We start from the raw sequence: 22,403 nt of genomic DNA on the forward strand, positions 1-22,403 counted from the left end.
AAATGACAAAAATAAATATTTGTCACGAAAGCAAGAAAGAATTACTTGAAGGCGTGACTGCACAATGGCTTGAAGATGAGATTATCGCGCCTTGGACGGCAATAACTAAGGATCAGAGTTATAACAGAGAGGGCACACGTCATCTAAAAGTATATATAGAAGCATTAATCGCTCGTAAACGTCATTATGCCGAATCCGATGCAGAGTTGTTTGAGATGTACGCACGGGTAACCCAGGAATCAGCAGATATTATCAATAAACATGTGCAGCATCTGGTGCGTCATTTGAGTGAGATCATCCAGCAGGAGAACCCATTCCAATTCAACAACCCAGATGTGCTTGCTGCGGCGATTCTTCAAGCTACCGCTCGTTTTCATCATCCGGCACACGTCTACGAATGGCAAAGCCCTGCAATTGATGCGGAATTTGAGCAGGTGTGGTTGTTGATCGAAAAGGGATTATTACATTTGGAACAAGAGAGGGAGTCATCGTAAATGAAAAAGCTAACAGGTAAAGTGGCCATTGTAACTGGCTCATCCCGGGGATTGGACGTGCTATTGCAGAGCAACTCGCTGAATTGGGCGCAGATGTCGTCATTAACTATGCGAGCAGTCCCGATAAAGCAGAACAGGTGGCAGATATTGCTCGTCAAAAAGGAGTGCGTGCCATTACCGTTCAGGCTGACCTTGCTCGGAAGGAAGATGTGGAGCGTTTATTTTCCGAGACGATTAGCCAGCTTGGAAAAGTTGATATTCTGATCAACAATGCAGGCATCATGAAAACGACGCCTCTGGCAGATGTGACTGAGGAAGAATTCGATCAGCAGTTTGCCATCAATGTTAAAGGTACATTTTTTGCTTGTCAGCAAGCATTGAAACACATGGAGGATCAGGGCCGAATCGTTAACTTCTCCACTTCCGTAAACGGACAGATGTTTCCGGGATACAGCGTGTACGCAGGTACCAAAGGTGCAGTTGAACAGATTACTCGTCAGCTCGCGAAGGAATTTGGCTCCAAACAAATCACCATTAATGCCGTTGCACCAGGTCCGGTGAATACCGAATTGTTTTCAGTCGGAAAGACGGAGCAACAGCTCGAAGGGCTGCGTAAAATGAATGCATTTGGTCGTCTGGGTGAGCCAGAGGACATTGCCAATGTGATCTCTTTCCTTGTCAGTGCAGAGTCGCAATGGGTCACAGGACAGACGCTGCGTGCAAACGGTGGCTTCATTTAATTATATCATGCACGAAGTTTACTCTTTTTGACACACAACCGGGCGAATCCCCATATGATGCATTACATCAGCAAGTAATTGGGGAAATGGGGAATCCGGGATGGCAAAAGCAAAGGGAAAAAAGGCTCCCGTGTTAAAGAGTGACAAACTTCGTGTATCCATGAAGTTGGTTACTTCGGATGTATGTGAGCGCTGCAAGACCCCCTGTACACGAGGAATGGATTATGCAGCACGGATGCGAACCGATGGAGCTGTAGGCAAGGGCGTACCTTGTATATTGACTCGTCATACCTCGTAGTCAGCAGCATAATAAAATTGATCCACAAGAAATTCGCATAATTACGCATTGCCAATAACTATACTATAGGGGCGTCCTTTAACAGGGTACGCCTCTTTTTGATCGTTCCAAGGGGTGGAAAATATTCTGGATAAAAAATGAAAAATGATGAAAAACAGCGCAACTTTGTGGATGAGTCTGCAGTATAAATGTACAACAGCTAGCAGCAGGGGAGGGAATATTGACGGAATGAAATGGAAAAGAATTTTGCTGTGTGTCACGGTATTCTCCTTGCTCGGCGGGTCTTTATTGTTTGCAGATTCAGTGAACGAGAAGATTCGGGTTCTCATAAACGGCAAGGAAGCAGCTGACGGTGGTTATCTGATTGACGGAACGACCTATGTACCTGTAAGGGAAGCGGGCGGAATCGCCAGATGGGATAGCACAAACAAGAGAGTAACGGTTATCAAACCGAATGTACATATTTTTCTCTTCAAGGGAGATACCGTGTTTGGCAACGTGAACGTGGGTAAGTTGAAATTTAATGTGTTCTCACAAGTCGATAGTTTGACAACGGATATAGCTGCTGTAAAGGTGACGATTACCAACCCAAGTGGTGAGGTTAAGGATATTCAATCCCAGGAGCTTAAGACACAGAAGGATAACTTCTGGTTCCGAACGTACGATTTTACGTATGATTTTAGCCGGGCTGGTAAGTACCAAATCGGTTTTTATATTAAAGAAAATGCAAACAGTGGTTATGTGCTGGCAGCCGAGAAAATCATTACCGCGCTGAACGATTGAAGCAAAAATAACCTTGTCGGTTAAATTGACCTGAACCATTGAACATGTTACGATATGCAAGGTTACACAATTTCTATTTATAAAGCGAGGTATATCAATGAGCGATCACACACATGAACACGGCGATGCCTGCGGATGCGGTCAAGACCACGACCACGACCACGAGCATGAAGAAGTTCTTCTGACACTGACAGACGAGAACGGAAATGACGTGGAAATGGTTTTGGTGGAGACGTTTGACGTGGAGAAGCATGTTTATGCGCTCCTGCTGGAACGTAACAATCCTGAAGCTGACGGCATCATTCTGCGTATGGAAGAAGAAGACGAGGAAATGGTGCTCTACAATATTGAAGACGAAGAAGAGTGGACCCGTGTTGAAGCGGCGTACAACGAACTCGTTGCAAGCCAAGAATAGTCATCCTTTTGGAATAAAGCAAGAAGGCTCCTTGATCACAGGGGGCCTTTTGTTTGCTTTTTATTAGGTGTATCTGCTGTTTTTTCTTGTCATAGGGACAGTGAAATAGGTGGGAAAATGCAAACGATACAGCGATCATAAGCCCAAGGCAGGACAAGTATGGGTGGAGAAAAAATAAAAAGGCCAAGCATCCCGCTTGGCCTTAGAGATCGATCAACCTCATTTAGAGGTGGCTGTTCTAGAAAATTGCATCTGCTTCTACGATGACTTTTACGTTAGTTACGCTACGGTCTTCAGGTCCTTTTACAGGCAAACCAACTTCAACATGATCAATGATGTAGTCGATGTTTTCCTGAGTGATAACCTCACCTGGAAGCAGAATCGGAATTCCTGGCGGATAAACGTAGATGAATTCCGAAATAATCCGGCCCGCGGATTCCTTGAAAGGAATGACTTCGGTATCACCATAGAACGCATCACGTGGAGTCAGCATCAGCTGTGGCACATCTGGAACCTTGACCACCAACTCATGAGCTGGATTCACTTGATAATACGTACGGGATAGATCTTGCAGGGCGCTCAGCAAGATTTCTACCGAATCATCCGTATCTCCCGGCGTGATGAGGCAAAGAATATTATACATATCACTGAGCTCCACCTCGATTTTGTAATGCTCACGTAGCCAGTTCTCTGTTTCGTAGCCTGTAATTCCAAGGTGGCGAACATGAACAGTTACTTTGGTTGGGTCGTAATTAAAGGTAGCCTCTGTGCCCAGGAGCTCTCTGCCGAAGCAATACAGACCGTCCATATCATTAATGGAGCGTCTTGCAAACTCAGCCAGATCAATAGCTTTCTGTGCCATCTGATGGCCATTCAGAGCCAGATTACGTCTCGACGTGTCGAGCGAAGCCAGCAGGATGTAAGAAGTCGACGTCGAAGTCAACATACTCAAAATGGTTTGTACACGTTGCGGATTGACATATCCATTCTTCGTGTTCAGGTTAAGTACAGAACTCTGAGTCATGGATCCACCCAGCTTGTGTACACTTGTTGCAGCCATATCAGCCCCGGCGGCCATAGCTGAGAGTGGCAGATCTTCATGGAAATGAATGAGTACGCCATGCGCTTCATCCACAAGTACTGGGACTTGATAGCTATGCGCCAGTTCAACAATTTCTTTCAGATCGGTACATACGCCGAAGTACGTTGGGTTAATGACGAGCAGTGCCTTGGCATCAGGATGACGCTCAAGAGCACGTCGGATCGCGCCCGTAGTGACACCGTGATCGATCCCTAGATTGGCATCCTGCGCAGGAGAGACGAACACAGGTTTCGCTCCTGAGAAAATGATGGCAGACATGACCGACTTATGCACATTACGGGGCACAATAATCTTGTCACCCGGCTCACATACGGACAAAATCATGGTCATGATGGCACTGCTTGTGCCTTGCACACTAAAATAGGTATAATCGGCTCCGAAGGCATCGGCTGCCAGAATCTGCGCTTCCTCAATGACACCGGTTGGCTGATGCAAATCATCTAGCGGTGCGATGTTAATCAAATCTATGGAGAGGGCATTATCGCCGATAAATTCACGAAATTCGGTATCCGTTCCCAATCCTTTTTTATGTCCCGGAATATGAAATTGCACCGGATTGAGTGCCGCGTGATTTTTTAAAGCGGTAAACAGCGGCGTACGGCGGTGATCCATCAGTGCTGTCACAACCTTTCCTAATTATAATTTGTAAGAAAAACGTCTTTCGACGTAAATTCTATGAAGACAGACCGCATATAGCGGATGTTATTCTTGCGATCACGGATTTAAGTTCAGCTTCGCTGAAAACTTATCATATTGTAATCTCAAACAAATTTGAGTATAGCAAATTAAGAACCGAATGCAAGCAGTATTGCTTGACAATTTTTCGAATTGCTGAGATTTGGACACATCCCCGAGGGTTACAGTAAGGATAGGAGATGGGCAAGCGAGCATCGAAAGGGGAAAAAGAATGCAAACCAATACAAAACCAGCCAAAATCTTGCGATCACCTTTTTTTATCGCCATGTGGCTAACGCTTTTTCTAGTTGAAATCATTAAGGGTGCCCTGCTGGTCGCTATTTTGCCCGTGTATATGGACAATATTCTGGGCTTGTCCGCTGGCGTGATTGGTGTGGCCTTTGCCCTTCAATATTTGGGAGATAATCTGTTCCGGGCTCCCTCTGGCTGGGCTGCAGAACGGATTGGGTTCCGCGCGACAATGGTGACGGCCCTAATTTGTACATTAGTTGCTGTAATCATGATTATATTCTTCAAAAGTGCATTTGGACTTGCCATGGCTTGTCTCATTCTTGGAATTGGTACGTCACCCCTTTGGCCTTGCGCCATGACAGGCGTGACCGCGATGTCGGGGCCGCAGAACAAAAACGGTACAGCCATGGGCGCGCTGGAGATGGCGGCTCTTGGGGGCACTGGACTTGGGCCGATCGGCATGAACTGGCTGCTGGAGCGGACGCATCACGATTACCGCACCATTTTCCTGGTGTTGATGGGTGTTGCAATCCTGGTTATTCTGGTCGCCTTAGTTCTACCCGGACGTGTCGTTGTTGAGGGAGAGCATGCGCAAAGTGAGACCAGCCGGGCAGATATGAAATATCCGGCTAAACCGAATATTCTTACGCCTTTCATCCGACTCAAAAACAGTGTCCAGGGCACATTGCAGCGGGTACGCAGCACCCTTAATGTGAATCCGCTCGTATATCCTGCACTGTTTATGCAGTCTTTTGTTATTGGCCTGCTCAGTCCCGTGCTTACGCTATACACTCGCACAGACCTGCACATCTCGCCCAACCTGTACAGCTTGTTGCTGATAGCCGGTGGTGGCATCACGGTCATTGCACTGCTGCCTGTAGGGAAAATGGTAGATCGGTTTGGAACGGCACCGTTCCTGAACATCGGTTTTTTGATGGCAGCAGCAAGTCTGTTTGCTTTTTCTTCCATTACGTCCATTCCTGTTGTGTTCGGCATCGTCATGCTGGTTGGCGTTAGCTATGCGATGATTCTCCCAGCCTGGAATGCGTTTGTAGCCACATTGATTCCCAAAGGAGAACGCGGAGCGATCTGGGGTTTCTTCTTGACCCTTCAGGGATCAGGCATGGTCGTAGGGCCGATTGTATCCGGTCTGCTGTGGGATCACATTAGTCATCCTGCGCCATTTATCGGAAGTGCTGTCGTTATGGCTGGACTTGCTGTTGTGCATTATGTGTTATCCCGTAAACCGTATCGTACAGCTCCTGCCAAATGATGCGATTGAAGTCTGGTAAGGTTGATCTATTAAAAAAGGGAGTTCCAACAACCGTACAGGTTGTGGAACTCCCTTTTTGATTGCTAAAATGCCTCCATTTCGCGGCCATTATATCATGAAAAACGGGAGCTTGCCCCTGTGCATCTGCGGAAAGCTGCGATCCTTCGGATCAATCGGTGAAAAATAGTCAAATAACCAAGTACCCTTACATAAAATGAAGTATAAAATAGGGTAAGCCGATTGAGTAGAAGCGATTGAAGAAGATGGCCGGAGCATCTCCGGTACAGATGGAGGGAGTGCCGTGAATAAGAGTTATGAAGTTGAATATTGCAATCTGGAGCTGCGGTTCAACCGTCGGCATATCCAAAATTTGATCAAAGACCTTATTCGTGAGGGGTATTCACTATATTGGAGCGAGGACGAATCCTTTTTTATTCTGTCAGTCCGCACCGGACGCAAGCTGGTAAAGCTCCGTTTTCAACAGACGCGCAGCGGGAATTACAAGATGACGGGAGATTATATTATCAAGGACGCAAAGCTTGCGGAATGGTTAGAGAAGCTGATTGGGGATACACGCGGGCATGCCGTTGTGAAACGGTTTAAGGATCAACAGATGACCGTGGAGAATATTTTGTTCGGTGAAGTCATTCGTCTCGTTGAAGTATCCGGGTTCAAACAGCGTGTTATTTTTCAAAAGGAACCTGCGCCGACGGCGGAAGAGATGGAAGAAATGTTCCTCTCGCGCGAAGGTGAGGAGCGACTCATGCTGCTGCGCATGGAAGTGGATGATGAACTGGAGCGTCTGTATGCCGCCATTCAGATGGATAATATCGAAAAAGCAAATGCCTGTCGGAAAGTCTTAAAGCAGTTGTCAGGGCACCTGTTGATGCTGGAAGGCTGACATATAACGCTGTATTTATGAAAATACGATGAACACCTCAGGTAATTGGGGTGTTTTATCGCTGTGCGACCATGGTCCGGGGTTCACTTCTATGCGTAAAACCGTTAAAATGGGGGTATTGTTGAGAATTCATTCAATAAAATTAATTGGAGCAAAGGATGGAGGACCAGATGGCGAAACAACAGATCGGTGTCATTGGACTTGCAGTAATGGGCAAAAATTTGGCCCTTAACATTGAAAGCAGAGGTTTCACGGTATCGGTATTTAACCGTTCCCCGGAGAAAACCAACGATCTTCTGAAAGAAGCCGAAGGTAAAAACCTGACAGGCACATTCTCTATTGAAGAGTTTGTGGCATCCCTGGAATCCCCGCGCAAAATCCTGATTATGGTACAAGCTGGTTATGCAACCGACGCTACCATTGAACAACTGCTTCCTCATTTGGATGAGGGCGACATCATTATTGATGGCGGTAACGCATACTTCCCTGACACCCAACGTCGCAGCAAAGAGCTGGAAGACAAAGGCATTCGCTTCATCGGTACAGGTGTATCCGGTGGGGAAGAAGGCGCGTTGAAAGGCCCGGCAATTATGCCAGGTGGACAAGAGAGTGCGTACAAGCTGGTTGAACCGATCCTGACAGCCATTTCGGCCAAAGTCGGGGACGATCCTTGTTGTACATACATCGGACCGGACGGTGCCGGACACTATGTGAAAATGGTGCATAACGGTATCGAGTACGGAGATATGCAGTTGATTGGTGAAGCTTACCACTTGCTCAAATCTGTATTGAACGTATCCGTTGAAGAGTTGCATGAGATCTTCACCGAGTGGAATCAAGGGGAGCTGGACAGCTACCTGATCGAAATCACTGCAGATATCTTCTCCAAATATGATCCAGAAACAGGCAAACCAATGGTTGACGTCATTCTGGACGCGGCTGGACAAAAAGGAACAGGTAAATGGACAAGCCAAAGCGCGTTGGATCTCGGCGTTCCATTGTCCATGATTACGGAATCCGTATTCTCCCGTTTCCTGTCTGCTATGAAGGACGAGCGTGTAGCAGCTAGCAAAATTCTGAATGGACCAGCAACTGAAGCGTTCTCTGGCGACAAAAAAGCGTTCATCGAGAATGTTCGCAAAGCCCTGTTTGCAAGTAAAATCGTATCCTACGCACAAGGCTTTGCCCAAATGCGCGCAGCTTCCGACGAGTATGGCTGGGATCTGAAATACGGCAACATCGCCATGATCTTCCGTGGTGGCTGCATCATCCGTTCCCAGTTCCTGCAAAACATTAAAGAAGCGTATGACAAAGATGCAGCACTGAAAAACCTGCTTCTGGATCCATACTTCCAAAACATTGTTGAATCCTACCAAGGTGCATGGCGTGAAGTTGTAGCTGCTGCGGTAACTCAAGGCGTTCCGGTTCCTGGGTTCTCCAGCGCATTGTCCTACTACGATAGCTACCGTACAGAGCGTTTGCCTGCAAACCTGCTGCAAGCACAACGTGACTACTTTGGCGCTCATACGTTCAAACGTCTGGACAAAGAAGGCGGCTTCCACCACAACTGGATGGAATAGTAGCGTATACGCAAGTCCGTGAAATCTGGCTAAAGTGTCCTGAATGAGGGGCCTTGGCTTGAAGCTAGGCATGGACAGAAGCTTGGAAAGGGGACTTGGAGAGTCGGTTCATACCGATGAGCTCCAGGTCTCTTTTTTATCGTATGTGTAAGCTGATCTGAGTTCGTTGAAATCGTTTGGAGTACATGGACATGCTTCGATATGCTCTGGAATTGCTTGCGGATGCTTATAAGGAAGTCGGTCACTATGGCCTTCCCCCGTCCGCAGGGCTGTGTTATGATAGGACAAAAGTGCTCACGAATTGCTTGAATTAAAGGAGTGTACACCTTGAGCAAGTCTAACAATATTATTCTCATCGGCATGATGGGAACTGGCAAATCAACCGTTGCTGACATGCTCGCACGCGAGCTGGGTTACCGACTGATTGATGTGGACGCCGCGGTGGAAAAAGAGGAAGGCTGTACGATTCCTGAATTGTTCACAGGCAAGGGAGAGACGTATTTTCGCGATGCCGAGAGTCGCATGTTGTGCTCGGTGTTAGAGAAAAAGGCGCAGGTGATTGCAACCGGAGGCGGTGTGGTTCTGCGTTCGGACAACTGTGATGTTATGTCGAAGAACGGCTGGGTGGTTGCCCTGACTGCGGATCCGGCAGTGATCGTAGAACGCGTCAGCGGCTGTGATAACCGTCCGCTCTTGGCAGGCAATGCCGAGGAACGTATTCAGACGATTATGCAGGAACGGAAGGACGCATATCGGTTTGCACATTACACAGTGGATACAACTGAGTTATCCGCTTCTGAAGTGACTCGTTTAATTTTAGCGCATTACCGCGTCTAAGCTTGTAATTATGTGGAGGAAGATATGCCGACGGATTTAAAGTGGTGAATGGGGACGTGTTACCGCAGTAGATTGAAGTGAAAAACGGGCCGATTGGCCCGTTTGACTGACGGTAAGGATCAGAATGCACAGTGGTTATAGAAAAATGCTGAATACAGCTATTTTATCCTAACCTTTAACCCCGATCCTGATGCTCTTTATTCTTCCTCTTGCCATTGCAGCATGCCGCCAACCATATTGGTGCAGCCATCATATCCGAGCTGCTGCAAGTACTCACAGGCACGCTCGCTACGGTATCCACTGCGGCAGATTAGAACAATCTCACCGGACTTTTGAATTTCGGACAGTCTGTCCGGAATCTGTCCAAGCGGGATGTGCTTGGCGCCCTCGATCATGCCTTGTGCGACTTCATCGTCCTCACGGACGTCTATCATCTGCAGCTTCTCTCCCGCCTGCAAACGGCGGCGCAGCTCAGAAGGTTCAATTTCAGCAATTTGTGTCATATTCAGGTCCTCTTTTCTGTATGGACTTAACGCCTATAATGATACCCAAGCGATGTATGGAATGTCAATTTGGCAGTTCAACATCACCGCATGTATCCTGAACCAAATAGGTAACAGGATCATCTAACGAAGCACATTATGATCAATGAAGGAGAATTTCATCCATGGACGTTATCGTTAAACCAACCCCATCTCTGAACGGGGAAATTGGAGCTTTGTCTTCCAAAAACTACACCACACGCTACTTGCTTGCTGCTGCGCTGGCAGATGGCACAAGTACGATCCATTACCCGGCTCATAGTGAAGATAGTGACGCTATGCGCAGATGTATTCGTGATCTTGGAGCGGTTCTTGAAGAAGATGATAGCAAAATCGTTATCCAAGGCTTCGGCAGCCATCCGCGTGATGTGCGTGAATTAAATGTAGGTAATGCGGGTGCAGTACTGCGTTTCCTGATGGGGATAACGGCACTTTGTCCAGAGGTTACGTTTGTAAATACGTACCCGGATTCTCTTGGCAAACGCCCACATGATGACCTGATCGATGCACTTGGTCAGCTCGGCGTTGAGGTGCAGCATGAACAAGGACGCTTGCCAATTACAATCAAAGGGGGTCAGGCCAAGGGTGGACATATCCGTGTATCCGGTTCGGTCAGCTCCCAGTATTTGAGCGCGTTGCTGTTTGTAACTCCTCTTTTGGCCGAAGACAGCACGATTGAAGTATTAAACGACTTGAAATCCAAAGTGGTCATCGGTCAGACGCTGGAAGTATTGGAACAGGCGGGCATCGTCATTCATGCGAGTGATGATTACATGTCCTTCCGCGTACCTGGCGGTCAAGCCTATAAACCGCAAACATATACCGTTCAAGGAGACTATCCGGGTTCAGCTGCAGTCCTCGCGGCAGCGGCTGTTACTCAATCGGATGTTAAAATTTTGCGATTGATGGAACAGAGCAAACAGGGTGAGCGTGCCATTGTTGACGTTCTGCGCATGATGGAAGTGCCGTTGACGCATGAGAACGATGTGGTACATGTTCAAGGAAACGGGAGATTGAAAGCCGTGGAATTCGACGGAGATGCCGCCACAGACGCGGTTTTGGCGATGGTAGCGGCTGCTGTGTTTGCGGAAGGCACCTCACGGTTCTATAATGTAGAGAACTTACGTTACAAGGAATGTGACCGAATTACGGATTATTTGAACGAACTGCGGAAGGCAGGAGCCAATGTAGAGGAACGTCAGGCCGAGATTATCGTACACGGTCGTCCGGAAGGCGTCGAAGGCGGCGTTGAGATTAACGCTCACTACGATCATCGCGTAATTATGGCACTGACCGTTGTTGGTCTGCGTTCCAAAGAACCGCTTCGTATTCGGGATGCACACCATGTAGCCAAGTCTTATCCCCAATATTTCGATCATTTGCAGGCGCTTGGCGCCTCGGTTCAATGGGTAAAAGAGTAAAATAACACGTTTAAGAAGTTGTTCAAAAAACCGCTTCATCCCATCTTCTCGGTACTGAAAACCGGTCTTTTTGAACACGCACTTTAAGCAGAAAAGGATGGTGCTTGAACATGGAATTTAACAATCCTACTCGTGAAGAAATTGGACAAATTTTGCGCAAGGCAGGCAACATTGCAGTCGTCGGCTTATCGGACAAATCAGATCGCACTTCCTATATGGTAGCGGAAGCGATGCAAAGCAGAGGTTATCGCATCATCCCGGTAAATCCACAGGTACAAGGTGAGATTCTCGGTGAGACAGTATATGCAACCCTCGCGGATATCCCTGAGCCGGTAGATATCGTGAACGTATTCCGCCGCGATGAATATTGCGCAGATGTCGCTCGTGAAGCTGCGGCGATCAAAGCAAATGTACTGTGGCTTCAGCTTGGTATCCACAGCGATGAAGCCGTACAGATTGCTGCTGAGAACGGCATGACAGCGGTAACGAATCGTTGTATCAAGGTAGAGGATTCCATCGTTCTGCGCGGTGCTGGACGCGGTTAAATCTCGATCACTTAATCCCGTTAACCTCGAGTTGACGGGATTTTTCTGTTGTATACTTGGAATATTGAATAAATGACCAACAGGTTACTGTTTTGCTTTGACAAAACGTTGCGTAAAGCTTACCATCTAGGATAGAAAGGAGAGGTCGCCATGAATTGGCTCGGATCCTTGCAGCAGCTCGGACGAGCGGTAATGCTGCCTACAATGGTCCTTCCCGCCGCCGCAATTTTGCTGAGTGTTGGCAGTTTGCCCTGGGACGCCTGGGGATTGAAAGTTGTTGGTGAAGTGTCTACCGTGGCCGGACACGGTATTTTTTATTTTTTGCCGTATTTGTTCGCTGTCGGTGTAGCGCTGGGACTCTCCAACCAGGCCGGACAAGCGGGACTCGCTGCTCTGGCTGGTATTGTGATATATGATCAGGTGACTCGCAATTTCGGGGATGGCACCGTTCAACCTGCTTCCTTAATCGGAATTATTCTCGGTGCACTTGCCGGGGTGACGCATAATCGGTTCAAAAGTATTAAACTGCCCGAAATCTTACAGTTTTTCGGTGGTTCCAGGTTTGTTTTGCTCATCGTAGGGCTGTGCTCGGCACTGTTCTCCTTCTTTATGTTATGGATCGCACCCATTTTGCAACATGCATTGAACGCCATCGCCACCTGGGAATACAGTCTCGGCGGTTTTGGGCTGTTTATATATGGGGTCCTGTACAGGGTGTTGGTGGCCTTCGGACTGCATCATCTGCTGAACAATGTGTTCTGGTTCCAACTGGGGACGTATGAAACAGCAGACGGCAATATTGTGCAAGGGGATTTGCCGCGATTTTTTGCGGGTGATCCAACAGCAGGGTATTTTATGGCCGGGTTATTCCCGATCATGATGTTTGCGATTCCAGCGATTGCCTTTGCGATTATTCAGGAGGCAAGGGAAGACCTGAAGCCGAAAATCAAAAAAACATTTCTTACTTCCGCACTTGTTTGTTTTCTGACAGGGGTATCGGAGCAGATTGAGTTTGCCTTTTTGTTTGCGGCACCCTATCTGTTCATCGTGCATGCAGTCATGTCGGGACTTGCGATGTGGATCAGTTACTGGCTTGATATACGCCATGGGTTCTCCTACTCGGCTGGCATTATTGACTACATACTCAATTTCCATCTATCGGAGAATGCTTGGAAGCTCATACCGATTGGCATACTATATGGGTTGGTCTATTATTTCCTGTTTAGGTGGGCGATTCGCACGTTCAAGATTCCAACTCCAGGACGCGAAGAGGGGTCCATGCTGGAAGATTGGGTAGGTAACATTCCTTATCAAGCTCCTCTCATTTTGGAAGCATTGGGCGGGAAAGAAAACATTGTGCAGGTAGAGGCCTGCATTACACGACTTCGACTCACCGTGCATAATGATCGATTAATCGATACAGGTGCAATGAAGAGTATGGGGTCTGCAGGGCTGATCAAGCTGGGTGGCGGTAACGTACAAGTGGTATTTGGCACCTATTCGGAATTAATCCGGGAAGAGATTGCGAAGCTGCTTGAACGGGATCTGCAACAAGTTCTGTTCTGTGCGCCTGTGCAGGGTAAAATGCTGCCGATTGAAGAGGTGCCGGATCAGATATTTGCAGCCAAGCTTGTGGGCGATGGTGTAGCCTTTGTCCCGGAAAAGGGAGAGCTGGTCTCGCCTGTGTACGGAACGATTATGCACATGTATCCGACAATGCATGCCTTGGGCATTTCGACTCGGGAAGGGCTTGAGGTGCTGCTGCATATCGGTATCGACACTTCCCAACTGAAAGGCCACTTTGAAGCCTTTGTTCAGGAAGGGGACACGGTGGAGCCGGGGCAGTTGTTAATCAAGTTTGACCTAGCTGTACTGCGAGCCGAGGCGGCATCGCTGACGACACCAATGGTGATCACGAATCCCGATCGTGTCAAATCATGGAGCTTTGCTCCATTTAAGCAAGTTAAGAAAGGTCAGGCATCCGTTATGTCCGTGGTGCTCTATGACAGGAACGTTGGAGGGGTAGAATGAAGATACAAGGCATCAACGGCGCTGCAGGCATAGCCATCGGCAAAGCATTTGTCCTGCCCAGTTGGGAATGGGATCTGCCGGATCAGAAGATGGATTCAGTGGATCTCGCCCAAGAGTTCGAACGGCTGTACGAGGGCATACGGACATCGAAGGATGAGATTGAATATATCAAGAACGAGTTCAAGGAAGTGGTCGGTCCTGAAGAGTCCAGCATCTTTGATGCGCATCTGGCTATTCTGGAAGATCCGGTGTTCATGAACGAAATTCGCGGCATTATTGAACGGCAGTACAAAGCAGCAGAAGTAGCCGTCAAAGAAGCCATTGATCATTTTGTCACCATGTTCGATCTGCTTGACGACGAGTATATGAAGGAGCGGGCGATCGACATTAAGGATGTGGGTAACCGTCTGTTAAAACATCTGCTGGGCGCACCGGAAATTACGCTCCCATCGGATACCCAGCCTTATATACTCGTGGCCAAAGAGCTGTCGCCCTCTCAATTGGCGCATTTGAATCCAAGCCACGTGCTGGGCATTGTGACACTTATCGGAGGCAAAACGTCACATTCGGCAATTATGGCTCGTGCCCTTGGCATTCCTCTCGTTTCCGGTCTGGAGGCGAGTCTTGGCATGCCGGTAGAGACCGGAGATATGTTGGTTGTCGATGGAGATAACGGCCTCGTCTTTACGGAGCCGGACCGCAAGACGATTGAACGTTACACGATGATTCGCAGCAAACAACTGAAGAAAAAAGAACAGCTGCAGGTACTTGCAACAGTGGATGCCGTAACTAAAGACGGTTCCGTTCTGCATCTGGCTTCTAACATCAGTTCCGTCAAGGAACTGGATATGGCACTGAAACATGGGGCGAAGGGCGTGGGGTTGTTCCGGACAGAGTTCCTATACATGGACCGTGCTACGTTCCCTGGTGAGCAGGAACAGTATGAGGTCTATCGTCTTGTCGCTGAGAAAACTGCAGGTCAGTCTGTCGTTATTCGTACGCTAGATATTGGTGGTGACAAGCAGCTAGATTACTTTGAACTGCCAGAAGAAGATAATCCATTTCTCGGATATCGTGCGATTCGGATCAGTCTGGACCGCAAAGATCTTTTCAAAACGCAGCTCACAGCCATTCTGCGTGCCAGTGCTGCGGGCAATGTCAAAATTATGTACCCGATGATTTCTTCGGTAGAAGAACTTCAGGAGGCCAATGAAATCCTGCGTGAAGCGATGTCTGATCTGGACGAGCGAGAATTGCCGTACGATCCGCATATTCAGGTGGGCATCATGATTGAGGTTCCCGCAGCGGTGATGATAGCCGATCTGCTTGCCGAGGAAGCTGATTTCTTCAGTATTGGTACCAATGATCTAGTGCAATATGTACTGGCTGTGGACCGAATGAATGAGCAGATTGCACATATGTATCATCCGTATCACCCGGCTGTACTGCGCATGCTTCGTGCAACAGTGGAGGCGGCTCACACGGCAGGCATTGATGTCAGTGTATGCGGAGAGATGGCAGGAGACGAGCGCTCGATTCCCCTATGGCTGGAGCTGGGGATCAGCAATCTGAGCATGTCTCCACAATCTTTGCTGCGTGTGAAGCACAGGGTATTGAATACGACGGCTGCTGCTGCCAAAGAGGCAGCTCATGATTGCTTCACTTTGCGGACAAGTGCAGATATCGAACAGCGTTTGCAGGTCTTCAATGATTCGATGGGCAGTCCGGATGAACAGAGTGGATCGAACGCATCTTGAATAGGATATTTTCAAATAAATACCTTTAAGTGAAAATATTAACTTTTGTATAGTTTTGGAAAATAGTCTTATTTCAACGATAAAGCCCCACGCCATATTGGCGAGGGGCTTTGTTTTATTTTTCAGCAAGGGCATCGCAAAATGCTTTGCCATACGGCGGAAGGTCAGGTGGACGACGAGCTGAAATGATGTGTCCATCCACAACAACGGCTTCATCTTTCCAGATGGCTCCCGCGTTTTCCATGTCATCCCGGATGCCTGGTGTAGAAGTCACCGTAACCCCGTCCAGTATTTTGGCGGATATCAGTACCCAGCCTGCATGACAGATCTGTCCAATCGGCTTACGATCCACATGCATTTCCTTGACGAGTTCAAGTACTTTAGGATAGCGACGAAGCTTGTCCGGTGCCCAGCCGCCGGGTACAAGAATACCATCATATTGTGAACTATCGAGTTCATCAAAACTGTATTCCGCCTCGGCGGGAACACCATATTTACCAATGTAGGTTTTGCCTTTCTTCTCTCCGGCGAGATGCACCTCAGCGCCTTCTTCACGGACACGATGCACCGGATACCACAGTTCCAGATCTTCGAATTCCTCATCGACCAGGGCGATGACTTTTTTGCCTGTTAATCTCATCATCATCTCTCCTTTTGCGGTAATTAGCACATAGCGTCTTTATTGTAACAGATTATCAAGGTGACTTCATCGTCATGCAATCTAGCGATCGGGGAAGCGATTACAACTCAATGAACGCCTACATTCGACAACCTTCTTCTGGAGACGGTGGTAATTTGTGCAACCTATGGTGTATAGCAGGATTTGAGCGGAAATAGGTCGAATGGTATCTGTATAAGAGTATGGAACGAATGGGGTGATGACTGTGCGTAAGACGTGCAGATGCGGACATGTAATGGAACTGGAATTAAGAACGGTGGTATATGCCAAAAAGGTGGAGATTCGTAACGTACCTGTATTTGCTTGTACGGATTGCGTTTCCTATGAAGTGCTTCAGCCGGTCAAGCCGGATTTGAAAGAGTGCATCAGTACACTTGGTGAACAGCCTGCGAAACAGGATGTATCATTTGGAGAGCGAAATGAACTTGCGGATCTCTTTCATGAACAGCTGCTGGCCTGGCCGGACGCTACGGACCGTGAGATGGAGCATCGGATGCAACGTGCTGTGGAGGAGAGAATTAACCTGCTGCTGGATATTATGGGTTACGCCCAAAACTCTAATGATGAAGAATGGATCGAGACAACACAGCGCAGATTAGGTCAATTATCCGGCTTTGTATGGCAGGCGCACTTCTCGAATGCTGTCTAATTTTGACGTGCAAAATGCTTGTTTTCATGAAAATTGGCTTTTTCGCCCGCTTTTTGTTAAGATATCGTAGAGTGAAAACGCTCAACATAGCGGTAATCCTGGTAAAGGGGGATGTATATCAAATGGCTGACATGACTAAAATGACAAGTATTGAACAGCTAAACTCCGCAGTGGAGGCTACCGAGGATCAACCTTTGCTTCTGTTTAAGCACAGTACACGCTGCCCGATCAGTGCGAACGCCTATCAGGAGATGAACAATTATTTGCAAAATAGTCCAAATGAACAAGTGAAATACGGTATCATCTATGTAGTGGAAGACCGCCCTGTATCCAATGAAGCAGCGGACAAGCTGGGTGTTAAGCACGAATCTCCGCAGGCGATTCTAGTCAAAAAGGGAATTCCTGTATGGCATACTTCCCACTCGGATATTACTTCAACCACAATCACGAAAGCACTGCGTGAGTCCTAAAGCCTATTTTAATTGATTAATGCATAAATTTGTCGTAATATAAATCTTAATGAAAATGGTATGAAAATTTACTGGTAATGGAGAGAAGTACTGTGACGGTAACCATTTATGATGTGGCACGTGAAGCCGGTGTCTCTATGGCAACGGTATCACGGGTTGTTAATAATAACCCTAATGTTAAGCCACAGACACGCAAAAAAGTATATGAAGCCATCGATCGGTTGGGATATCGTCCGAATGCGGTAGCCAGAGGTCTGGCGAGCAAGAAGACAACCACGGTCGGGGTCGTTATTCCGGACATTTCGAACTCAACCTTTGCAGAGATTGCTCGCGGAATTGAAGATATTGCGAATATGTATCACTACAACATTATTTTGTGTAACGCGGATAAGAAGAAAGAAAAAGAAATTCGTGTAATTAACACGTTGCTCGAGAAACAAGTGGACGGTCTGCTCTTCATGGGTGGAACTGTGACGGACGAGCACATTCAAGCGTTCCAATCAGCGGCTGTACCGATCGTTCTCTGTGCAACAAGTGACGAGAAGGGCACATACCCTTCTGTAGATATCGATCATGAAGCAGCGGCATTTGACGCTGTAAATACGTTGATCCGTCATGGACACAAGGAAATCGCAATGATCAGTGGTACCCTGCAAGATCCTGCCAACGGTTATGCTCGTTTCCAAGGGTACAAGAAAGCGCTTGAAGCAGCAGGTATGGAATATCAGGAGGATCTCGTACGCATTGGTAACTATCGTTATGAATCCGGTGTGGAAGCGATGAAGTATTTCCTCGGATTGAAGAAAAAACCATCAGCAATCTTCGCTGCAACAGATGAGATGGCAATTGGTGCGATTCACAGCATTCAGGATGAAGGTCTGAAAGTTCCAGATGACTTCTCTATCATTAGTGTGGATAACATTCGTATGGCTTCCATGGTTCGTCCTCAGTTGACTACTGTAGCTCAACCGATGTATGACCTGGGCGCTGTAGCCATGCGTTTGCTGACCAAGCTCATGAAGAAAGAAAACGTGGAGAACCCACGGGTTATCTTGCCGCATGAAACGATTCTTCGTCTGTCTGTAAGCCACGCAGACGTCGTTTAAATCAGGCGTTGAGGTTCATCGTCATTTCTAATTGAAATGGAAGATGATTGAAGAAAGGGAGAAGGCATTCTCTCTACATAGTGGAATGACGAAAGCTCCGGAAACGGAGCTTTTGTGCTGAATGGGCAGAATGTAGAATGCTATATAGGAGGTCAGAACATGCGTGAAACAATCGGTATCATTGGTGCAATGAATGAGGAAGTCGAACTTCTCTTGGCTGGTATGAAACAACTAGAGACTGTAAAACAAACCGGGATTACCTATGTTGCAGGCGAATGGCTGGGTAAACAGATTGTAGTCTGCAAATCAGGCGTGGGGAAAGTAAATGCGGCTGTGACGACACAGATTTTGATTGATCGTTTTCAGGTCAACCGTATTATTTTCACAGGTGTTGCAGGTGCAGTTCATCCAAAGTTGAATATTGGAGATATGGTCATCTCGTCCGAATGTGTACAGCATGATATGGATGTGACTCCACTTGGATTTGAGCGCGGGGTTATTCCTTACCAGGAGACGTCCGCCTTCCCGGCGGAAGCATCCCTTATCGCATTAGCTGAAGAAGCCTGCAAAGCGCAGGGAGCGAACTATCTGATCGGCAAAGTGCTGTCAGGAGATCAATTCATTGCAAGCAAGGATACGGTGAAAATGCTGTATACCGAAATGAATGGGGCATGTGCGGAGATGGAGGGAGCTGCCGTAGCGCAAGTGAGCTACATGAATCGTGTTCCGTTCGTTATACTTCGCGCAATGTCTGACAAGGCGGATGGATCAGCACATGTGAACTTTGCCGAGTTTACGGTGGAGTCTTCCCAGCGCTCTCACCGTATTGTGGAACATATGCTGGAACATATGTAAACCGTTAAGGTTTACGCATGTTGAACATCATAAAGGCTTATAAGCCAACAAAAAACCGCTTATTTCGTAGCAGATCATCCATGATGAACCTGTTTACGAAGAGCGGTTTTTCTATGTATACGTATTGAGAAATCATCCATGTGAATTCGTGATTAGTACATAAAACGATGGCGGAATCGCACGCGGTCGAACTGTTCTTCCGATTCGATGGGCACTTGGCTGCCAATACGGACCATGAGACAGTTTGCCGGATGTGAACAAATCTCGGGATCGTCGGTGGCGTACCAGGTCATGTCTACAGTTTGCATCAATTTTTCCATCATCTTGCGGTAGTCCCACACGGAAAGGGCGCTGCCCTTCAGATCCCAGTGCCAGTAATATTCTGTCGTAAATACGATATATTTCTCCATCTGTTTATTTTCAAACGCAGTGAGCAGCATTTCCCGTCCAATCCCCAGCGATCGATAGGCATCTGCAACCTCAATGGCGCCAAGCTCAATCAAATCAGTCATATTGCCTTCCGACCAACGCTCGCATTCATCAGCATAATGGAAAGTCACATAACCAACAATGGTCTCATTCTCCCGTGCAATGATGATTCGACCTTCAGGCAATGCGGCAATTTCGGACAATGCCTCCTGCTGTTCCGAAGGGCGCCTGAAGGCATCCAGATCGGTATGAAATTCAAGCTGCTTAATCGTCTCAGCCAGAACGGGCCCCTCAATGATGATTCGGTGGCCGGACTTGAAGATGGAACGCATATGATGCTCCTTAATATGCTCCATAGTTCATGCTCCTCTCTCCCCCTACTTATAGAGGTTGTTCAAAAAGTCCGCTTTTGATTACGAAGGATGCCTAGTGGCATCATCAGCATCGAATATGGAATTCAGCCGAAATGTCCGTTGCTCACGTAGTTTTCCCTACGCTCCGCTACTCCATTTCTAGCTTCATCCCATCTTCTTGGTACTGAAAACCGCCCTTTTTAAACACATATTTATAGCAAAAAACCAAAAATTTGAAAAGCCATAGACGATGATTGAAAAGATTTGCTATAATTGCGTAGACAAAAAATGTTCACAAATCAACTGCAGTTTGGGTTCATCGGTTTGGCCTGGCAAGTACATGATGAGAAGTTCTCTCTACTAATGTAAGCGCTAACTGGAAGTTCAGTCAACACAAAGGCAATCAGAAGTGACCCATAATGGGAATCGAAATGTCGAGTTGAAGGAGGCTGGCAAGCATGAGTCAAGCACATGGTGAGATGCTGCAAACGGTTGTGTCTGAATCTAATCTGGGCGATTACACAGAGGCCAGAAGCCGGTTTGATTGGGAATCGGTTGAAAGGCACTTTACGTGGCACGCCAGCGGGAAAGTCAACATGGCGCATGAAGCGATAGATCGTCATGTGCTGGAAGGAAGAGGCGGAAGAACGGCATTATTATACAGCGATGCTTCGCGTGAAGAGGCATACACGTTTGCTGATTTGAGCGAGCAGTCGAGTCGCTTCGGTAACGTTCTGCGCAAATATGGCATAGCCAAGGGAGATCGGGTATTTATTTTTATGCCACGGAGTCCTGAGCTCTATTTTAGTCTGTTAGGCATATTGAAGGTTGGGGCTATTGCAGGTCCGCTATTTGAAGCCTTCATGGAAACTGCGGTGAAGGACCGGCTGGAGGATAGCGGAGCCGTGGCACTGGTAACGACCCCTCAATTACTTGGACGAATCAAACGTTCGGAATTGCCTGAACTGAAGCATATTTTTGTTGTAGGTGGAGGTCCGCAGACGGAAGAAGGTCTTATCGACTTTGATGCAGAGATGTCTGCGGCGTCGGATGATATGGAAGTGGAGTGGCTGACTCGTGAAGACGGTCTGCTCATTCACTATACTTCCGGTTCTACTGGCAAACCGAAAGGTGTTTATCATGTGCAGAATGCGATGATTCAGCATTATTATACCGGCAAGGTTGTACTTGATTTGCGTGAGGATGACGTATACTGGTGCACAGCCGATCCAGGCTGGGTAACAGGTACCTCCTACGGGATTTTTGCACCGTGGTTGAATGGTGTGACCAACGTTATTCGCGGGGGACGTTTCAGTCCGCAAGATTGGTACAGCACCATTGAGAAAAACAAAGTCAGCGTATGGTACAGTGCGCCGACGGCTTTCCGCATGTTGATGGGAGCGGGCGAGGAGACCATTGCACAGCATGATCTGAGCAGTCTTCGTCATGTCATGTCTGTCGGTGAGCCGCTTAATCCAGAAGTGGTCCGTTGGGGCTGGAAAGCCTATGGACAGCGAATTCATGATACCTGGTGGATGACGGAGACGGGGGGACAGTTAATCTGTAACTACCCGGGCATGCCAATCAAACCAGGTTCCATGGGACGTCCTTTACCGGGGATTGAAGCAGCCATTATCGATGATCGAGGACAGGAACTGCCGCCATACAGTATGGGGAACCTGGCTATTCGTACTTCCTGGCCTTCTATGATGGCGAAGATCTGGAATAACCCGGCCAAATACGAGGAGTACTTCCGACTTTCTGGCTGGTATGTATCCGGTGATTCCGCTTATATGGACGAAGATGGCTACTTTTGGTTTCAGGGCCGGATCGATGATGTCATTAACTCTTCCGGTGAACGCATTGGCCCCTTTGAGGTGGAGAGCAAGCTCGTAGAGCACCCTGCGGTAGCAGAGGCAGGCGTTATCGGCAAACCGGATGTAACTCGCGGAGAGATCATCAAGGCCTTTGTGGCACTGCGTGAGGGGTATGAGCCGACACCGGAGCTGAAGGAAGAGATCTATCGATTTGTAAAAGAGGGCTTGTCTGCTCACGCCGCTCCGCGTGAGATTGAGTTCAAGGATAAACTGCCCAAGACCCGCTCCGGCAAGATTATGCGCCGGGTGTTGAAAGCTTGGGAGCTGGATCTGCCAACAGGCGATCTATCGACCATTGAAGATTAAAGAGTAAACCAGCGGATGCAACGTGTCTGCCTG

The 22,403-nt window shown here is 47.7% G+C and carries 21 protein-coding genes and 1 pseudogene; 18 read left to right on the top strand and 4 right to left on the bottom strand.

The genetic code is table 11. From position 1 onward, the window contains the following. Nucleotides 1–2: 2 nt before the first annotated feature. From HW560_RS15985 to HW560_RS16005, 5 genes and pseudogenes are all read left to right on the top strand, one after another. Nucleotides 3–494, top strand: coding sequence for a TetR/AcrR family transcriptional regulator (locus HW560_RS15985; protein WP_143067040.1), 492 nt, complete (start codon nucleotides 3–5; stop codon nucleotides 492–494). Continuing rightward, a pseudogene (locus HW560_RS15990) lies at nucleotides 495–1,234 on the top strand (SDR family oxidoreductase). Between the two features lie 100 nt (nucleotides 1,235–1,334). Next, nucleotides 1,335–1,532, top strand: a complete 198-nt coding sequence (locus HW560_RS15995) for a hypothetical protein (RefSeq protein WP_090901151.1) — start codon at nucleotides 1,335–1,337, stop codon at nucleotides 1,530–1,532. A gap of 228 nt (nucleotides 1,533–1,760) precedes the next feature. Continuing rightward, nucleotides 1,761–2,315 (top strand): stalk domain-containing protein, encoded by a 555-nt coding sequence (locus tag HW560_RS16000; protein WP_090901148.1) that lies wholly within the window; start codon nucleotides 1,761–1,763, stop codon nucleotides 2,313–2,315. A gap of 97 nt (nucleotides 2,316–2,412) precedes the next feature. Continuing rightward, nucleotides 2,413–2,730, top strand: coding sequence for a DUF1292 domain-containing protein (locus tag HW560_RS16005; RefSeq protein WP_063565566.1), 318 nt, complete (start codon nucleotides 2,413–2,415; stop codon nucleotides 2,728–2,730). Between the two features lie 238 nt (nucleotides 2,731–2,968). Here HW560_RS16005 and HW560_RS16010 read toward each other — a convergent pair whose 3' ends face one another. Beyond that, nucleotides 2,969–4,444 carry an aminotransferase class I/II-fold pyridoxal phosphate-dependent enzyme gene (locus HW560_RS16010; RefSeq protein ID WP_090902557.1) on the bottom strand — a complete coding sequence of 492 codons (1,476 nt, stop codon included), beginning with the start codon at nucleotides 4,442–4,444 and terminating at the stop codon, nucleotides 2,969–2,971. Nucleotides 4,445–4,739: 295 nt separating this feature from the next. Here HW560_RS16010 and HW560_RS16015 point away from each other — a divergent pair, with 295 nt between their 5' ends. The 4 genes from HW560_RS16015 (at nucleotide 4,740) to HW560_RS16030 (ending at nucleotide 9,350) form a co-directional block, all read left to right on the top strand. Continuing rightward, nucleotides 4,740–6,032, top strand: a complete 1,293-nt coding sequence (locus HW560_RS16015; RefSeq protein WP_090901144.1) for an MFS transporter — start codon at nucleotides 4,740–4,742, stop codon at nucleotides 6,030–6,032. Between the two features lie 301 nt (nucleotides 6,033–6,333). Beyond that, nucleotides 6,334–6,933 (top strand): hypothetical protein, encoded by a 600-nt coding sequence (locus tag HW560_RS16020; RefSeq protein ID WP_090901140.1) that lies wholly within the window; start codon nucleotides 6,334–6,336, stop codon nucleotides 6,931–6,933. A gap of 170 nt (nucleotides 6,934–7,103) precedes the next feature. Then, on the top strand, nucleotides 7,104–8,513 hold the full coding sequence (gene gndA / locus HW560_RS16025; RefSeq protein ID WP_179263887.1) for an NADP-dependent phosphogluconate dehydrogenase: 1,410 nt from the start codon (nucleotides 7,104–7,106) through the stop codon (nucleotides 8,511–8,513). 327 nt (nucleotides 8,514–8,840) lie between these two features. Beyond that, a complete protein-coding gene (locus HW560_RS16030; RefSeq protein WP_256222175.1) occupies nucleotides 8,841–9,350 on the top strand; it encodes a shikimate kinase in 510 nt (169 codons plus the stop codon). A 197-nt stretch (nucleotides 9,351–9,547) separates the two neighbouring features. On the opposite strand, the gene HW560_RS16035 is transcribed toward HW560_RS16030, so the two are convergent. Then, the gene (locus tag HW560_RS16035) at nucleotides 9,548–9,853 is read right to left on the bottom strand and encodes a rhodanese-like domain-containing protein (RefSeq protein WP_090901134.1); all 306 of its coding nucleotides are present in this window, start codon (nucleotides 9,851–9,853) and stop codon (nucleotides 9,548–9,550) included. Between the two features lie 164 nt (nucleotides 9,854–10,017). Between HW560_RS16035 and aroA the strand changes: the two genes are divergently transcribed. The 4 genes from aroA (at nucleotide 10,018) to ptsP (ending at nucleotide 15,646) form a co-directional block, all read left to right on the top strand. Continuing rightward, nucleotides 10,018–11,313 (top strand): 3-phosphoshikimate 1-carboxyvinyltransferase, encoded by a 1,296-nt coding sequence (gene aroA / locus HW560_RS16040; protein WP_090901131.1) that lies wholly within the window; start codon nucleotides 10,018–10,020, stop codon nucleotides 11,311–11,313. Between the two features lie 110 nt (nucleotides 11,314–11,423). Further along, the gene (locus HW560_RS16045; protein WP_024631155.1) at nucleotides 11,424–11,858 is read left to right on the top strand and encodes a CoA-binding protein; all 435 of its coding nucleotides are present in this window, start codon (nucleotides 11,424–11,426) and stop codon (nucleotides 11,856–11,858) included. 150 nt (nucleotides 11,859–12,008) lie between these two features. Continuing rightward, the gene (locus HW560_RS16050) at nucleotides 12,009–13,889 is read left to right on the top strand and encodes a glucose PTS transporter subunit IIA (RefSeq protein ID WP_063565571.1); all 1,881 of its coding nucleotides are present in this window, start codon (nucleotides 12,009–12,011) and stop codon (nucleotides 13,887–13,889) included. After that, nucleotides 13,886–15,646 carry a phosphoenolpyruvate--protein phosphotransferase gene (ptsP, locus tag HW560_RS16055; protein WP_090901128.1) on the top strand — a complete coding sequence of 587 codons (1,761 nt, stop codon included), beginning with the start codon at nucleotides 13,886–13,888 and terminating at the stop codon, nucleotides 15,644–15,646. The genes HW560_RS16050 and ptsP overlap by 4 nt, the downstream gene beginning before the upstream one ends. Nucleotides 15,647–15,761: 115 nt before the next feature. On the opposite strand, the gene HW560_RS16060 is transcribed toward ptsP, so the two are convergent. After that, complete coding sequence (locus tag HW560_RS16060; RefSeq protein WP_090901125.1) at nucleotides 15,762–16,289, bottom strand: type 1 glutamine amidotransferase domain-containing protein; 528 nt, start codon at nucleotides 16,287–16,289, stop codon at nucleotides 15,762–15,764. A gap of 271 nt (nucleotides 16,290–16,560) precedes the next feature. Between HW560_RS16060 and HW560_RS16065 the strand changes: the two genes are divergently transcribed. The 4 genes from HW560_RS16065 (at nucleotide 16,561) to HW560_RS16080 (ending at nucleotide 19,405) form a co-directional block, all read left to right on the top strand. Continuing rightward, the gene (locus HW560_RS16065) at nucleotides 16,561–16,974 is read left to right on the top strand and encodes a hypothetical protein (protein WP_090901122.1); all 414 of its coding nucleotides are present in this window, start codon (nucleotides 16,561–16,563) and stop codon (nucleotides 16,972–16,974) included. 122 nt (nucleotides 16,975–17,096) lie between these two features. Next, nucleotides 17,097–17,444, top strand: a complete 348-nt coding sequence (gene ytxJ / locus HW560_RS16070) for a bacillithiol system redox-active protein YtxJ (RefSeq protein WP_090901119.1) — start codon at nucleotides 17,097–17,099, stop codon at nucleotides 17,442–17,444. A 92-nt stretch (nucleotides 17,445–17,536) separates the two neighbouring features. After that, on the top strand, nucleotides 17,537–18,550 hold the full coding sequence (gene ccpA / locus HW560_RS16075; RefSeq protein WP_024631149.1) for a catabolite control protein A: 1,014 nt from the start codon (nucleotides 17,537–17,539) through the stop codon (nucleotides 18,548–18,550). Between the two features lie 159 nt (nucleotides 18,551–18,709). Further along, a complete protein-coding gene (locus tag HW560_RS16080; RefSeq protein WP_090901116.1) occupies nucleotides 18,710–19,405 on the top strand; it encodes a 5'-methylthioadenosine/adenosylhomocysteine nucleosidase in 696 nt (231 codons plus the stop codon). Between the two features lie 152 nt (nucleotides 19,406–19,557). On the opposite strand, the gene HW560_RS16085 is transcribed toward HW560_RS16080, so the two are convergent. After that, complete coding sequence (locus HW560_RS16085; protein ID WP_090901113.1) at nucleotides 19,558–20,190, bottom strand: GNAT family N-acetyltransferase; 633 nt, start codon at nucleotides 20,188–20,190, stop codon at nucleotides 19,558–19,560. 455 nt (nucleotides 20,191–20,645) lie between these two features. Here HW560_RS16085 and acsA point away from each other — a divergent pair, with 455 nt between their 5' ends. Beyond that, nucleotides 20,646–22,370: an acetate--CoA ligase gene (gene acsA, locus HW560_RS16090; protein WP_090901109.1), complete on the top strand. Its 1,725-nt coding sequence runs from the start codon at nucleotides 20,646–20,648 to the stop codon at nucleotides 22,368–22,370. The last annotated feature ends 33 nt before the right edge of the window (nucleotides 22,371–22,403 follow it).

The sequence above is a fragment of the Paenibacillus sp. E222 genome (genome assembly GCF_013401555.1).
Classification (GTDB): domain Bacteria; phylum Bacillota; class Bacilli; order Paenibacillales; family Paenibacillaceae; genus Paenibacillus.

Excerpts from the sequence above, each read along its gene's own strand:
- HW560_RS15985 (WP_143067040.1), top strand. The coding sequence starts at position 3 with ATGACAAAAATAAATATTTGTCACGAAAGCAAGAAAGAATTACTTGAA.
- HW560_RS15995 (WP_090901151.1), top strand. The coding sequence starts at position 1,335 with ATGGCAAAAGCAAAGGGAAAAAAGGCTCCCGTGTTAAAGAGTGACAAA.
- HW560_RS16000 (WP_090901148.1), top strand. The coding sequence starts at position 1,761 with ATGAAATGGAAAAGAATTTTGCTGTGTGTCACGGTATTCTCCTTGCTC.
- HW560_RS16005 (WP_063565566.1), top strand. The coding sequence starts at position 2,413 with ATGAGCGATCACACACATGAACACGGCGATGCCTGCGGATGCGGTCAA.
- HW560_RS16010 (WP_090902557.1), bottom strand. The coding sequence starts at position 4,444 with ATGGATCACCGCCGTACGCCGCTGTTTACCGCTTTAAAAAATCACGCG.
- HW560_RS16015 (WP_090901144.1), top strand. The coding sequence starts at position 4,740 with ATGCAAACCAATACAAAACCAGCCAAAATCTTGCGATCACCTTTTTTT.
- gndA (WP_179263887.1), top strand. The coding sequence starts at position 7,104 with ATGGCGAAACAACAGATCGGTGTCATTGGACTTGCAGTAATGGGCAAA.
- HW560_RS16035 (WP_090901134.1), bottom strand. The coding sequence starts at position 9,853 with ATGACACAAATTGCTGAAATTGAACCTTCTGAGCTGCGCCGCCGTTTG.
- aroA (WP_090901131.1), top strand. The coding sequence starts at position 10,018 with ATGGACGTTATCGTTAAACCAACCCCATCTCTGAACGGGGAAATTGGA.
- HW560_RS16045 (WP_024631155.1), top strand. The coding sequence starts at position 11,424 with ATGGAATTTAACAATCCTACTCGTGAAGAAATTGGACAAATTTTGCGC.
- HW560_RS16050 (WP_063565571.1), top strand. The coding sequence starts at position 12,009 with ATGAATTGGCTCGGATCCTTGCAGCAGCTCGGACGAGCGGTAATGCTG.
- ptsP (WP_090901128.1), top strand. The coding sequence starts at position 13,886 with ATGAAGATACAAGGCATCAACGGCGCTGCAGGCATAGCCATCGGCAAA.
- HW560_RS16060 (WP_090901125.1), bottom strand. The coding sequence starts at position 16,289 with ATGATGAGATTAACAGGCAAAAAAGTCATCGCCCTGGTCGATGAGGAA.
- HW560_RS16065 (WP_090901122.1), top strand. The coding sequence starts at position 16,561 with ATGGAACTGGAATTAAGAACGGTGGTATATGCCAAAAAGGTGGAGATT.
- ytxJ (WP_090901119.1), top strand. The coding sequence starts at position 17,097 with ATGGCTGACATGACTAAAATGACAAGTATTGAACAGCTAAACTCCGCA.
- HW560_RS16080 (WP_090901116.1), top strand. The coding sequence starts at position 18,710 with ATGCGTGAAACAATCGGTATCATTGGTGCAATGAATGAGGAAGTCGAA.
- HW560_RS16085 (WP_090901113.1), bottom strand. The coding sequence starts at position 20,190 with ATGGAGCATATTAAGGAGCATCATATGCGTTCCATCTTCAAGTCCGGC.
- acsA (WP_090901109.1), top strand. The coding sequence starts at position 20,646 with ATGAGTCAAGCACATGGTGAGATGCTGCAAACGGTTGTGTCTGAATCT.